We start from the raw sequence: 14803 nt of genomic DNA on the forward strand, positions 1-14803 counted from the left end.
CCCTGATAATTTAAGCTCAGAAATATGATACTTACTTGCCTTTTAGGGCTTGTCTAAAGTTGCGGCGATAGGATTTATTAGCTACAAATAAAGCGGGCCACAGTAAAGATAAACCTATACGATTGGGTAGGCTGCGGGTAAAATGAGTCCGCTCGAAACCGTTCCAGAACTTCCAAGCACCATAGACATAGCCTGCAATTAACCCAATGATAATTAACTTAATCATTCTTATAACTCCCAGAGGAACTTTTTAGTTGTTCGGTAAGCGAGTGACTTAACGCTACATTCTCTTATTCCAGTTTAGAGTAGGCTTTGACATCGTAGCTAGTCGCGATCGCACACACAATGCAAAAATCAACAATTCACTACATCAAGACTTTTCTCTAGTAGCCTCATCTATAAAAATAAGTATATATACTTTGTTAATTTAGATGCCTCTTGCGGGTGTTCCTGAAATATCAACATTTATATAAGGCTAGATTCTCTTCCCTTGAAGGGGTAGGATTCTTGTTTGAACTAGCAAATTTTATTATACCCAGAGTTATGCGATCGCTTCTAAAGCCAGAGGTGATTAAGAATATCTCAGGAAAATGGAAAAAGCTTGTATTTTGCTCAAATAGAGATTTTTTTGAGAAACTTTCTATACATTTATAACGAACTGGGTAAATAAACGGACGATTTTTGGTATATTTTCGAGTCCTATATAATCTGCTTGCAGGAAATTTGGCGTGATTAGGGACATCCAATTTTTTAAATACCCAATCAATTTGTAGTGCGAGCGTCTCGCTCGCTGGTGTTCAAAAGCGAGCAAGATGCTCGCACTACGGAATTTGGGTAATTTATTTTTTGTAAGTCCCTTACAGCGATTTCAACCTCTCTGTGCTAAATCTTTGCTAATTAACCAACTGCAAATTTGTTACATATATCCCCTAAATGAGGTAAGTCTACATAATGCAAAATCAAAAAGATTCTCTTAATCAGCATTCAGAATCTGCTCGTTCCCAAATTCTTAATTCCTACTTGACAACCATTGAAGATAGTTTTCGAGATAACTGTTCTCAACTCAAACTCATCAATTATGGTACAGGCTCAGGAAAGACTCATCAATTGTTTCAAGGTATATATCAAACAATTCAAAAGCATCCAGATACTGTGATAATCGGCATATATATTGCCCCATTAAGAGAACATTTATGTGTTCCAACTTCAGTTAGTAGCCAACATTCATCAGAGATTCCCGTCTATAAGTTAAATTCTTTAGAAATGAAAACGACGGATGAGTATATTAAATTATATAAAAAATGGATACCTGCAATCCTCAAAAATAAAACTTTCTGGAAAATAGATTCAAAAATACATACTCCCGAAAAAGTTAAAGAAAATCAACAAAAACTCAAGACAGTAGAAAATGTTATACACCGTCTTGAGTATGTCAAAAAAACAGGTTTTGGTGATGAAAAATTTAATGAATCCGAGATTCAGAAAGCAATATACGAACTGGATAAGTTAATTGAAAATTTTTTAGAATTCTTGATCAACTGTCAATTATATCGCGAAAGCTGGCCAGATGAATGTTTAAAGTTACTTGAAATATTTTTTCCGCTCCATCTACTGCAAGATAAATCTGGTATTTTGATGCTCACTTATGATAAGTTTGAAACCGCTATTCCCTACTTTAAGCATAATGGTACAAAATGGATAAAGAAAACCAGCCATCTTGATAAATACGTTATTCAGAACACGAACAACTCCAGAAAGTTTATCGTTGCATTTGATGAGCAGGAAGATGGCTATCAAATTATGTTAGATAAGCAAATTGATATCATATCACCTCAAAAGCTAGCAATCAATAATGCACTGTCATCTATTAATAGGGAGTTTTCTATTCTTTTTTCTACTCAAAACAATGAAAATAGAGAATTCCTTAATTATGTTGCGAATAATAAGGGAGCTTTTCAAGAATTACAAGAAAATTTTGAGAGAAACAAAGATATTGACCCAAAACTGCAAAAACTAGCCCCAATATATCAACGCCTGACCTTTGAAGAAGGGAACTCTATCAAGTTTTTAGCACAGGTAATAACGATTATCAAAGGGCTTGAAAAATCAATGGCAGAAATTATGGGTATTTTCGATGATTCCGCTAAAGAAAGTCCCATTATATTAGATTTTGAGATGTTATCCAGAGTTTTTTCAAAATTCGAGAATAATAGAAGTTTGTTGATACCTCAGGAACTTTACAACAAAATCAGTGATGAGTTGATGAACATTTTCTCATATAACAACCTATACATCTACAACATTGAACCTCTCAAAAAATTGTTTTTAACCCGACCTTCTGGTGGTCATGTTCACATCACAGAGGAACAAGTTTCAGATAATACCTCTGTAGCAGAATTAATTTATGCCATTCTGGCTGTTAGATTACAAATCAAAACCATCAAAGATTTTCTGGCTAATGTTTTGGATGCTGAAGATTCTCAATCTCGTTCTTTAGATATTTGGTCAAAACAGATAGATAAAGCGCAAAAAGCAAGCGAAGAAAGCTCATCTCCAAATCACCTGCTCAAATACTTAAACCGTATCTATGTCTATGAAAGCTATAAATCTATCATAAATATCAAAGAAATGTCTCGTTATCAAAATCCCAAGAATAACTTGATTGCTCACTCACTTAGAGAAGTCTCTATTGGGAGTACTGCTATATCGACTTCGCCTGAATTCAAGATAAAATCTATGCTAGCTAATAATAGTAATGTGATTTTTTTAATTTCAGCAACAGGTGGAATATTTGGAGATTTAAGTACAAGTTATGATATGGGTTATTTAGAAGATAATTTACGTAATGAATTTGGTAAAACTTCATTTAAAGCAATGATTGAATAAGAAATCTTGCTTTGTGAAGAAATCAGCAATCAGCGTGAGGCTAACCGCCAGATTACAGTAAAATTTTTCAATGAAAATTTATCATCTTTTCCAAATAACAAGACACAAGAAGTTGTAGAAAAATTTGAAAAAAATATTTTAAAAGATTTTATCGAGTCTTGTAAGAATAATGGTAATTGGTTGAATTATTACAAAGTTCAAGAGATAAAAAAATTTATTCGTTTCTTATTTTACCTTTTTGAAGATGACTCAATTCAAGAAACAATTGCTTTTACTCAAACCATAGGCTGGATTAAAAAATTGATGTCTTTTTGGAATATAAGTCATAATATTAACTTTGTATTTGAGACATCACCAGAACATCTAAATATATATTACATCAAGGTAAATCATCCAAAATATAAGTCTGATATTCGGATTAAGATAATTTTATATACAGCCTCTTTCAATAGTCTTTACGTTGAGCAAGCAAATAAAAAAACATACTTGGATGAGCTTGTAGAAGAAGAAGGACAGAAAATTTTCTTTATATCGGCTTATCAATCAGCATCCAAAGGATTGAACCCTATCATAAAAAATCACAACGGCGATGAAAAAGATTTCGACTCTTTAGTTTTGTTAATGGACAGTTACTATACAGTCATGAAACCATCGCTGAAGAAGTCAACAGATTCTGAAAAATCTACTACTCGGTATCATTTCGCGTTGATGAAAAGCATTGTAAATTTGGGTGATTCTAATCTAGAAATCAAAGATTTCAACAAATACCTAAGTCAACCAGAAGCTGGCGCATTTCGAGAGCAGCAACACCAAATTTTATTAGGTAAAGCAATTTTGCAAGCTATTGGTAGATCTGAGAGGCGTGATTTTCCTAACCAAGTTATCAAAATTTTCATTAATGAAGAAACCAGAAAAAATTTAGTGAATTTTTACAGATACCTCAAGCAAGAAGAACCTCAGGAAATTCGTAAATTTTCAGTTAACAACCACAAAGTTTACTTAAGTGTTCAAGAGGAAGAAAAGAAACGAGCTATTCATGATTATGACGCTCATGTATATGATGAAACTAATGCTTCTCAAGATTTCCAAAATTTTCGAGAACAAATGTTGAATGAAATTCAGGATTTTCACCAAAATAACAAGGCTTTTGCTATCACTAAAATGTGGGATGCTTTACGCGATCCAGTTGTTTTTAGAGAGCCAGACAGGTATCTGCAACAGTTACGAGAGTTAAAGCTATTTCCTGATGAGTTTATTGAATCACTATTTTATCACAACCCGGAACAAGCTGAATTTACACCCTATTTAGCTTCTGTGGTGGAAGAGGGTAAAAAATTTCAGATTATCAGCGATAGCATCAATGGGGAAAGAATCTATCCTTACCAGAAGCGATTATATCCTGAAAATCTCAAAACAAATGCTCAAGGCTATGACTTGGAAGGAAATGAAATTGACTTGCCAGATCCTTCTACTAATTTAATTTACAAATTGTACAACAATTTGATTCCACAACCAGAAATTTTTAATACTTATATTCCCCGTCCACATTTCTTTTACGATGTATTGTATCCATCACTAACTGAAAATTTTACGGAATGCTGGATTAAAGATGTAGTTTTTCAAGGTAAAGACTGGAAAACTATAAAATCCATCTATGGTTTTGAGCAGTTGCGAGATTTCAAAAAATATCACAAGCTCTATGAGAAGTTTGATTTGTACTATATCAAGGACAATACCCTATTTTGTATTGATGTTAAAGCATGGAGTTTATACTCGGGAAATCGCCTTTCCAATGAGACGCTAGAAAAAGCACAAAAAAAGCTAAATAGTATTGTTTCCGATTATCCAAAATTTAGCAATGTTAGAGGTTTACTTCTAAACTTGCATGGAACACAAGAAAAAAATCATCAATACTCACCAACGTTATTTTCTGGAAATTTGATTTACTTTGATCGCCACAATATCCCAGTTGCATCTAATATACTTAAAGACTTTTTGTTTGTTAAGGAGAGATAAAATGAAAAATCAAATGACTAAAGCATTGTCAGATCAATCAAGAACCAATCAGATACAGATTTTAGATAAACTAGAAGATGTTGCTGAAAACCTCGTCCAATATCTAATTAGTAAGAATAAAGGTATTGAAAATTTCCCCCTTAAATATCAGGTAGATGGAGATGAAAATTCACAGACTGATTATTATAAAAATCGGCATAAATACATTAAAAGTCAAATCCAAGAAAGACTTTCTGTTAATGCAGACAAGCCTAAATATTCAGACATTCAGTACTTTCTCGGCTACGTGGATGGTAAAAACCATGTCTTCTTTTTATCTCCCAATAAAAATCACTCCGGCTGGAAAAAATTATTTAGCAATAATCGAGAAAGAATTGTTAATTTAGTTTTTAAATTTCATCTTCTCTCTCAAGGCTTATCTGTTGAAACAATCAATGGTTTTGAAGAATTACTCTTACTTCACTCTAAGAGTCTTAGTAAGTCGGAAAATGCTCTTATAGTCTGGGGACAGAATTTGTTAATCAAATATAGCCATCATGATGTACTAACATTAACCTTATCTAGAAAAAGGCGAATATTCTTACCACAAGATGAGTATGTCACCACAGATAGTGACGATTTAGGAGAGTTGCTAGTATACCAAGATAAAAACTACTATTTTGATCGTAACCTTGATGGTCGTCATAAAAATTCTATTGAATTTATGCAATTTCCGACAAATCAGCAAGATTATGACAAGTTTAAACAAACTCAGCTTTATCATTATCAGAATCTCATGACAAAACTTGAGGGTTTTTTAAGTGAGTGTGGTATTAACTTTAATACTCTGCCTTTTCAGGCTGACCATTATCTAGAAAATCCTTTTATCAAAAATATAGACTCTGTAGAATCATTAGAAATTATTAACAATATTGGAGTTGATCTGACTGAATCTGATCAGCAATTTCTGAAAAATTTTCTGAAACAGCAAGGGATATCTATCACCACATTTTATAATTCTGGAAAAACCGTTAGTACCTATGAACAAATAGAAGTTGAGGGTGAAGACGAGCCTTGCTGGAAAATTACTGAGGTTGTTCCCTGGTCAGATATTAACCTTGATAAGGGAAAAAATTATTTAGTTTTCAATAAATCTTTGGAGGAAGAAGCGGGTTCAATGGCTTACCAGAGAAATGATGATTTCTGGGAGCTATCAACACAAATAGATAATAAAGTGAAAGTAGATTTTTATTCCCAGTTAAAGAGAAGATTTAACTATTTGCATACAGGAGAGTTTTTTAGCACCCAGGGGATAAATATACCTGAATTTAAGGCTGTTGGAAAGAAGGCTAGTGGAAAGGCAAAACCTAGTTTTTCAGTTTTTAAATATACGACTTCTAATATTAATCCAGATACTTTGCGTAAGGATACTCAGGATTTTACGGATGGTAAATTCTTGGATATAGAAGATTGTATTTACTGCTATTTAAGTAGTCAAGAAAATAACGAACTATGGAAAAATTTCCGCGATAATTACAACCTAAATATTTCGCCAGAATTTGAGAAGGTCTTAATTGAACTAGGAATTAAGAACTGGATGAGGAAAAGTCTTTTAGATCATAGCTTGGGTTTGCCTATTACTGCTGAATCCTTACCTGAAAAAGAATTCTCTACTATATATGTGCGTAGTCCTCGAAACAAGGAAGCTAAAGCAGTAGCCGTAAAATTTATATATAAAGAGGGTCGCATATATATCAAAGATGTAATGCGCAACAAAAAACAGATAGAAAAGGAATTTCCATTTTTAAGAAGGCAGAAAAATAAATCAGATAAATTAATTGACGACCAGCAATATTTTGTAGATGAATCGGAGAAGTTATATATTAGCTGCTATACAGATGACTTGTATACACCAACTTTAATTGGACGCAATGGTATTCTTGAAGAAATGGAAAAGGGAACGCTAAAAATTAACCGAACAATTAAAGGTGAAAAGGGTAGTAAATTATTACCCTTAGCAATGTACTATAGCGATGAAATTCAACCGATTAACAGAATACAAAATATGATATGTTTGGATTTACATAACGAAATATTTGTTCAGTATTATGTTCCGCCTGCTAAAAATATTGATGGTACAGTAAAAAGAGGGTTTAGAGTTTATCACTTGATTGGAAAGAAATACTCTGGCGAGTCAATTCAGACATCTGAACTAATTGAACATACCATGACAGCTTTACATTTTAGTACGCTAACTCAAAATATTTTAAAGATAAGTGATAATAGTCAATCATCTTTGCTGCAAAAAGTTGCAAAGGTTTTAATTGAGAATTGAGAACAAGCTAAACGTTAATTATACAACATTAATTTTGGGTTGTTGATGAACTGAAAATTTGAGCAAGAACTAGGAGTGTTAGAATAACAGTCCTAGTTGAATTTGGCATTTGTCTAAATGGTCAGTGGTTTGTCGACTTGATTGTAGAGCTTGCTATCTCAAATTACGTCATGATTTTTAGTGGTGAGAGTTTTATTGTAGTGATACAGAGGATGATAAAAGTTGTTGTACCAGCTTGAATGAAATCACATAGCTGGCGAGTATAAGCGGTGTTATACAGTATATTCCAGGCGATCGCGGCTTTAGCACTGAGGAAGTGTAAACTATGATGCTGTTCTTTTGAGTCTGTGGAAGTTGACGATGGGTAGGATGTAGTATCGTGAAATCTTTTTTGCTTTCAGGATACTACTGATGGGGTTTCTGCTCTAATAGTTGTAGTTGAAAGAAATAGTTGTCAGAAAAACACAACGTATATTGCGGGTATTAAAGCAGCAAATGCTGCAAATAGCTAAGGAGGATTTATGCGTGCAGTGCTGATGGCAGGCGGTTCGGGAACGCGGCTTCGTCCCTTAACTTGTGATTTGCCCAAACCAATGGTGCCAATCTTAAATCGACCAATTGCGGAACATATTATCAATCTCCTCAAACGGCATCAAATTACAGAAGTCATTGCGACTCTGCATTATTTACCAGATGTCTTGCGAGATTACTTTCAGGATGGCAGTGATTTTGGCGTCCAGATGACCTATGCTGTGGAAGAAGATCAACCTTTAGGTACAGCTGGTTGTGTAAAAAATATTGCCGAACTGTTAGATGAAACTTTTTTAGTAATTAGCGGCGATAGCGTTACCGATTTTGATTTAACAGCAGCGATCCAATTTCACAAACAAAACAAATCAAAAGCTACTTTAATTTTAACCCGCGTGCCCAACCCGATTGAGTTTGGGGTAGTTATTACTGATGAAGATGGTCGCATTAATCGATTTTTAGAAAAACCTTCTACTAGTGAAATTTTCTCGGATACAGTTAATACTGGCACTTATATTCTCGAACCAGAAGTTTTAGAATATTTACCAGTTAATACAGAAACAGATTTTTCTAAAGATTTATTTCCTTTATTACTAGCAAAAAATGAGCCGATGTATGGTTACATTGCTCAAGGTTATTGGTGCGATGTCGGTCATTTAGATGCTTATAGAGAGGCGCAATATGATGCCCTATATGGTAAGGTAAAACTCGATTTTGCTTACACAGAAATTTCTCCAGGTATTTGGAAGGGTCAAAATACTTATATCGATCACACGGCAACAATCGAAAGTCCATCTGTAATTGGTGATAATTGCCGGATTGGTGCCAGGGTACAAATTGAAGCGGGTACTGTGATTGGGGATAATGTGACGATCGCAGCTGATGCTAATTTGAAACGTCCGATTGTTTGGAATGGGGCGATTATTGGCGAAGAAGCTCAACTTTCCGCTTGTGTGATTTCTCGTGGTACCCGTGTTGATAGACGCGCCCATGTATTAGAAGCATCTGTAGTAGGTTCGTTATCTACGGTAGGTGAAGAAGCGCAAATTAGCCCTGGTATTAGAGTTTGGCCGAGTAAAAAGATTGAGTCAGGTGCTGTTTTAAACATTAACTTGATTTGGGGTAATACTGCCCAAAGAAATTTATTCGGGCAACGTGGTGTGCAAGGATTAGCGAATATTGATATCACCCCAGAATTTTCGGTGAAGTTGGGCGCAGCTTACGGTTCAACTTTAAAACCAGGTTCTAAGGTGGCGGTTTCCCGCGATCAGCGCAATGTATCGCGTATGGTAACGCGATCGCTAATTGCGGGTTTAATGTCAGTCGGGATTGATATTCAAAACCTAGACGCTACAGCTGTACCCATCGCCCGCACAGTTATACCGATTATGGGGGTAGCTGGCGGTATTCACGTGCGCGTCCACCCCGATCGCCCTGACTATATCCTGATTGAATTTATGGATAATAAGGGGATTAATATCACCAAAGCCCAAGAAAAGAAAATTGAGGGGGCTTACTTTAAGGAAGATATGCGCCGCGCCCAAATTCATGAAATTGGTGATGTTGCCTATCCTAGCCAAATCAATGACACTTACTGCACTGCTTTTGAGAAATTATTACATGTTTCTACTCTTAGCAACAGTCGGGCTAAAGTGGTGATTGATTATGTTTATGCGGTATCTGGGGCTGTATTACCGCAAATGTTAGATAAATTTGGGGCTGATGCGGTAGTTTTAAACGCTAGCTTGAATAAAAGCGCTGTCTCGACGGCGGAGAGGGAAGGATTGTTAACTCAGTTGGGACATGTGGTAGAAGCGCTAAAAGCTAACTTTGGTGTTCAGGTATCGGCGAATGGCGAACAGCTAATTTTAGTTGATGAATCCGGTGCGCCGATTCGCGGAGAAATGTTAACTGCATTGATGGTAGACATGATTTTAACCTCTAACCCCAGGGGTACGGTAGTTGTCCCAGTTCATGCTTCCAGTGCGGTGGAACAAGTCGCCCGTCGCCATGATGGTAAAGTTATCCGCACTAAAGCTAACCCCACAGCTTTAATGGAGGCTTCGCAAAAATATAGTCATGTGGTGTTGGCTGGTAGTGGCGATACTGGTTTTATCTTTCCCCAACTGCATCCAGGATTTGATGCGATGTTCTGCATTGCTAAGATAATTGAAATGCTGACAATTCAAGAGCGATCGCTCGCTACTGTGCGCACCGAATTACCCCGCGTCGTTCACAGAACCCATACAATCCGTTGTCCTTGGAGTGCTAAAGGCGCACTCATGCGTTATTTAGTCGAAACTCACCCCGCCCAAAATTTAGAATTAATTGATGGGGTGAAAATTGGTCAGCCCTATGATGATAGTTGGCTGTTAGTTTTACCCGATGCTAGCGAGCCAGTAGTACATCTGTATGCCAACAGTAATGAGCGCGATTGGGTTGATGAAACTTTAAGAAACTACCGCACCCGCGTGCAAACGTTTATTGAAAGACAACAAGAACAGCATCCGGTGGAAGTGCAATAAGTTCATTGAAAGCTACAGGATAAGCTAATCTGCTTTTACAGCATCTTCCTGTAAATAGACCACGCTGTAGGGGCACGGCACCGACAATCTTTTGGTACATACAATAATTTTACTGATGCCGTGCCCCTACGATAGATGTGGTTCAAATAGGTGAAAACTGCTGTATATCCATTAAATTTCTCCGCCGGATATGTCAAATATCCTCAGGTAACTAAAAAACCCCAAGCGTTATTGTATACAGAAGCAACTTTTTCACTGTTAGTCCCGAACGAAAATTATGTTTATTACAAATATTAGTTGAATTGGGATTACCAAAGGCACAACTTAATGAAGGTTCAGCCTTAACGCTGCTAGCTTTACTTGATTTAAAACCGAACGATCCTTGGTCTGCTGCTACATATCCTTTAATGGTAATTACACCGATAATGGAATTTATGTCACAGCACTATGGCAAATCCTATAAACCGAATACAAGGGAAACTGTGCGCCGCCAAACCGTGCATCAATTCTTAGATGCAGCTTTGATAATTACAAATCCAGATGCGCCTGAACGCCCTATTAACAGTCCAAAAACTGTATATCAAATTGAAGAAACTGTACTGGAATTACTACGTAATTATAAAACTAATAAATGGCAATAAATTAAAGATAACTGGCAATATACAGCATATTGCCAGTTGGAGCGCTACAGATAATCGTTGATTGTAGGGGCACTGGCACTGCCATGCCCCGAAGCGCGTACCTCATTTACCGGAAATATGCTGTAGGGTAAATAAGAGGCAGATATATCTCAAAAAATGCCAAACAAGCTAGGATGGTAGTGATATCAATTAAACGTTGGGCTTTCATTACTATTTAATCATATATAAATCATGATTGTTAGGAAATCTCAAATATTTAAGCGGAAATCTTTGCATCAATGGTTTAAATCTATCCAATATCAGCCAAGCCTAAATTGCGACAGTAAATTGTTATTGTTGGGATTAGCCTGTTGTACATTTAGTTCGATTATTTGTAAAGCAACTCTCGTCCGCGCAGAGATTCAACCTGATAATACTTTGGGCGGCGAAGCTACGATATTAACACCAGGAGTAGAAGTTAAAGGGGCGACAGCAGATATCATCAATGGCGGTGCAGTTCGGGGAGCGAATTTATTTCATAGCTTTCGCGAATTTAGCATTGGTGATGGGCAACAGGTATATTTCGCCAACCCCACGGGAGTGGAAAACATTCTTACACGAGTTACAGGAAATAATCGATCTGAGATTTTGGGAACTCTTGGGATATTGGGTAATGCCAATTTATTTTTCATTAATCCCAATGGCATAATTTTTGGGCAAAATGCTCGGTTAGATGTGGGCGGTTCCTTTGTTGCAAGTACCGCCGACAGTTTATTATCCACTCTTACCAAAAATGCGATCGCACTATAGTTCCCTAGTTATTTATCTGACAAAAAGTCCAATTAAAAACCCCAAAAATTTAGGTTGACTTGATATTTTTACTTTGCCATTGAGCCTCGATAAATTCGCTCCATTTGCTCTGGAGATAGTACTGTCATGGGAAACCATTCATATTCTGAACTAGGAATTTCTTGAGGTAATTTATAAGCCTGTTCCTGAATTTCACTTAAATGTATTTCCACATTGCTAGTTAAAGATGGGCTAATTAACTTCTGATTTATCTCTGATGGAGGAAGCTCATTTTGCAGCAAGACATAGGCGTGATTTTGTGGATCGTATCCTAAAACTTCTCCTGCCTCAATTTGATAAATCCAAGCATAAATACTCAGTTTTCCTTGGTAGAGTTTAGAGCGAATCACCGGATAAGTCCGTAAATTTTCGATTTGGGTAAGTACGTTTTCAGCAATAATTACGTCTAAAAGTTCTTCCCCTTCGTAGTCGCTGTAGTTTTCGTTCACTAGCTGTCGGGTTGCTTCTGCATACTTGAGCCAGTCATGGACAAGCGGCATTTCTACTCGCAATTTGTCTAACTTCATTAACCCTTTCATGGCACCACAATGGGAGTGTCCACAGACAATAATTTGTTGAATATCTAATGCTTGAATAGCATATTCAATTGTTGCTCCTTCACCGCCATTAGTAGCACCAAACGGGGGAATAATGTTACCTGCATTGCGAATAACAAATAATTCTCCTAACCCAGCTTGTGTAATTAGGTTGGGATCGATCCGTGAATCTGAACAAGTAATAAATAAGACTCTAGGCTTTTGACCATGAGAAAGTTGCTCAAATAGTTCTTCATTAGCACGAAAATAACTACTTTTGAAATCTCGCAAGCCTCTAATCAATTTTTTCATCAGATTACCTAAATTAACGCAAACAGAATAAGTAATATTTCAAACTGGTCAGAAAATTCAGTTAAGGAATTAAGTCAGTAGAGATATGCAATTAATCTACAATTGGTTTATACTGTTGAAATTTACTGATGATAAATGTAACGCGGATAACTCCATTAACTATATTAAACAATCTTTGTAAACAAATTGACTCAGCTGCTCGGCTTTTAGAATTATGCCAGTCAGGGAATTAATTAAAGGGTAAAATTCATGCTTTTATTATTTAAGTATTATTTAAGCAATCTTGTTAAGCAACTGTCTCTAGTTAGAGCTTTAAGGTGCAATCAATCTGCAATTAGTAAGGAGTAGCTTCTGCGTTTGATTTTAACCAGTAGCAAAAATGCGATCGCACTATGCTTCTCTTGCTCCAGCCAGTTATTACGGGAGCATCCCAATTTTGACGCAATACCCTAGAAGGGTATTGCTATACCAACAAAGCCTGCCTTGGCAGGCTAAAAGTTTGATAGCCTGCCAAGGCAGGCTTCGTTGGTATAGCCCCACCCTTATAGGGTGAGGGCGTTTTTGCACTCCAATTGAGATTTCCAGCTATGAGCAGCAAATTTTTGCGGTTTGATTGTTCCCAACCCCTGCATAAAACCCAAAACCTTAACGTGTAATTCAGCAAGGAGTTCAAAAGCTCATATCAAACTCCCTTACCAGCAAAAATTTGGATATATAAATTAGCCTCAAAAGTTGATAGTTTAAGCCTAATCACAACACTCAGAAATTATTTTTAATCTCTGAGTGTTTTTCTTTGTTTGCAAAACTAATAAGCTAATGTACGTCTAAATTTCATAACAATTAATCATAGCTGTTAACTTTTGTACGGGCGGGTTCCCGAATATCCGCGTTGATCGACAAATATCTAAATAAACCCAACCCTACAATCAACAGTCAACAGTCAACAGTCAACAGTCAACTGTTAACAGCCCTCACGATGGATTGTGCAACTTAAATACAGATTTTACAGCCAATATAAAAAACGGCTGGAAGCGGCTTCTGTAGAGATGTGTAATGTCATTTTCATGATCTAAGAAAAATTTCTTCGTTTTATTTTTCCCAACCACTGCATAAAACCAAAAACCTCAACGTGTAACTCATCAAGGAGTTAAACAGCTAACGCTAAACTCCATCACACATTGAAACAGAGGTTTATAACCTCACCTAAACAAACAATTTACTGGGAAAAATTACAGGAGAAATGACAATGCCTACATACAATGGTGATAATAAAAACAATACCTTTACCGCAGCCAATTTAACAATGGCGCTGGCGTTCATGTTGGTTATAACGAACAAAGTCAGATTTTTAGTCGCTTCACTGGTAATGCCATACTTGATTACGTAAATGTTGAGAAGTTTGAAATTACAGGTACAAAATATGCCGATATTCTAGCTGGTGGCGCTAGCAATGACATTCTCAAAGGCGGTGCTGGTAATGATGAACTCACTGGTAATGCTGGTAATGATAATCTAGTTGGTGGAGATGGCAATGATATTTTGACTGGTGGAACTGGTAATGACATCCTCACTGGTGGACTTGGGGCTGATACATTTGTCTTTAACTCTCTGAGTGAAGGAATAGATGTCATCAAAGACTTTAGTTTCCAACAAGGAGATAAGATTCAAGTTCTTGGCGCTAGTTTTGGTGCAACTTCCACTAGTCAGTTCAGTTATGACCAAACTACAGGTGGTTTATTCTTTAACGCGCAGCAATTTGCTACTCTTGAAAATAAACTTTCTGGTTTCGATGTTAGCTTAAACATTCATATTGTTTAGAACTTAGTAGCAATATTCGTTAAGGTTTGTCATTAACAATCAATAAGTCCTGTTAAAAAGGTGCGTTTCAAATCAGCGCACCTTTTTACAGCATCTTCCTGTAAATAGACCACGCTGTAGGGGTACGGCACCAGTAAAATTATTGCATATACCAAAAGATTGTCGGTGCCGTGCCCCTACGACAGATGTGCTGTAAATAGGTGAAAACTGCTGTAAGCATGAAAAAGCCTCTAGCTAGGGGCTAGGTGTGAGGGGAGAGAGATTTTCATGTTTGGTTGTGAGATTTTCTCGTGATTGACTAGCTTGAAAAATAGCTTAGGGCGGAGGTAGGCAGCAAGATATGTTGCTGTAGTTGGAAAAATTCGCTCTTCAGCAAGTAATTAACATCACTAGTAGTTG

General features: G+C 36.5%; 9 protein-coding genes and 1 pseudogene. 7 read left to right on the plus strand and 3 right to left on the minus strand.

Features of this window, described 5'->3' with window-relative positions:
- Positions 1–31 precede the first annotated feature (31 nt).
- Positions 32–226: a hypothetical protein gene (locus tag AACW45_RS36360; protein WP_190630643.1), complete on the minus strand. Its 195-nt coding sequence runs from the start codon at positions 224–226 to the stop codon at positions 32–34.
- A 725-nt stretch (positions 227–951) separates the two neighbouring features.
- Here AACW45_RS36360 and AACW45_RS36365 point away from each other — a divergent pair.
- The 3 genes from AACW45_RS36365 to AACW45_RS36375 are packed head-to-tail and all read left to right on the plus strand — an operon-like array spanning position 952 to position 7216.
- Positions 952–2886 (plus strand): hypothetical protein, encoded by a 1935-nt coding sequence (locus AACW45_RS36365; RefSeq protein ID WP_190630646.1) that lies wholly within the window; start codon positions 952–954, stop codon positions 2884–2886.
- Between the two features lie 6 nt (positions 2887–2892).
- Entirely contained in the window at positions 2893–4902 is a 2010-nt protein-coding gene (locus AACW45_RS36370) for a hypothetical protein (protein WP_190630648.1), read from the plus strand.
- Position 4903: 1 nt separating this feature from the next.
- Positions 4904–7216: a hypothetical protein gene (locus tag AACW45_RS36375; RefSeq protein WP_190630650.1), complete on the plus strand. Its 2313-nt coding sequence runs from the start codon at positions 4904–4906 to the stop codon at positions 7214–7216.
- A gap of 163 nt (positions 7217–7379) precedes the next feature.
- On the opposite strand, the pseudogene AACW45_RS38535 reads toward AACW45_RS36375, so the two are convergent.
- A pseudogene (locus tag AACW45_RS38535) lies at positions 7380–7514 on the minus strand (hypothetical protein); the annotation flags it as partial.
- 223 nt (positions 7515–7737) lie between these two features.
- Between AACW45_RS38535 and AACW45_RS36380 the strand changes: the two are divergent.
- The 3 genes from AACW45_RS36380 to AACW45_RS36390 all read left to right on the plus strand — a co-directional run bounded on the left by AACW45_RS36380 (position 7738) and on the right by AACW45_RS36390 (position 11699).
- The gene (locus tag AACW45_RS36380; RefSeq protein WP_190630653.1) at positions 7738–10269 is read left to right on the plus strand and encodes a mannose-1-phosphate guanyltransferase; all 2532 of its coding nucleotides are present in this window, start codon (positions 7738–7740) and stop codon (positions 10267–10269) included.
- Positions 10270–10559: 290 nt separating this feature from the next.
- A complete protein-coding gene (locus tag AACW45_RS36385; protein WP_373462071.1) occupies positions 10560–10910 on the plus strand; it encodes a hypothetical protein in 351 nt (116 codons plus the stop codon).
- Positions 10911–11141: 231 nt separating this feature from the next.
- Positions 11142–11699 (plus strand): filamentous hemagglutinin N-terminal domain-containing protein, encoded by a 558-nt coding sequence (locus tag AACW45_RS36390; RefSeq protein WP_190630655.1) that lies wholly within the window; start codon positions 11142–11144, stop codon positions 11697–11699.
- A gap of 68 nt (positions 11700–11767) precedes the next feature.
- On the opposite strand, the gene AACW45_RS36395 is transcribed toward AACW45_RS36390, so the two are convergent.
- Complete coding sequence (locus AACW45_RS36395; RefSeq protein WP_190630657.1) at positions 11768–12586, minus strand: carbonic anhydrase; 819 nt, start codon at positions 12584–12586, stop codon at positions 11768–11770.
- A 1404-nt stretch (positions 12587–13990) separates the two neighbouring features.
- Here AACW45_RS36395 and AACW45_RS36400 point away from each other — a divergent pair.
- Positions 13991–14404, plus strand: a complete 414-nt coding sequence (locus AACW45_RS36400; RefSeq protein WP_313933747.1) for a calcium-binding protein — start codon at positions 13991–13993, stop codon at positions 14402–14404.
- Positions 14405–14803: the final 399 nt, after the last annotated feature.

The sequence above is a fragment of the Calothrix sp. FACHB-168 genome (genome assembly GCF_963889195.1).
Taxonomy (GTDB): domain Bacteria; phylum Cyanobacteriota; class Cyanobacteriia; order Cyanobacteriales; family Nostocaceae; genus Aulosira; species Aulosira anomala_A.

Bases quoted from the DNA above. Each gene is read 5' to 3' on its own strand.
- AACW45_RS36360 (WP_190630643.1), bottom strand. From the start codon at position 226: ATGATTAAGTTAATTATCATTGGGTTAATTGCAGGCTATGTCTATGGT.
- AACW45_RS36365 (WP_190630646.1), top strand. From the start codon at position 952: ATGCAAAATCAAAAAGATTCTCTTAATCAGCATTCAGAATCTGCTCGT.
- AACW45_RS36375 (WP_190630650.1), top strand. From the start codon at position 4,904: ATGAAAAATCAAATGACTAAAGCATTGTCAGATCAATCAAGAACCAAT.
- AACW45_RS36380 (WP_190630653.1), top strand. From the start codon at position 7,738: ATGCGTGCAGTGCTGATGGCAGGCGGTTCGGGAACGCGGCTTCGTCCC.
- AACW45_RS36390 (WP_190630655.1), top strand. From the start codon at position 11,142: ATGATTGTTAGGAAATCTCAAATATTTAAGCGGAAATCTTTGCATCAA.
- AACW45_RS36395 (WP_190630657.1), bottom strand. From the start codon at position 12,586: ATGAAAAAATTGATTAGAGGCTTGCGAGATTTCAAAAGTAGTTATTTT.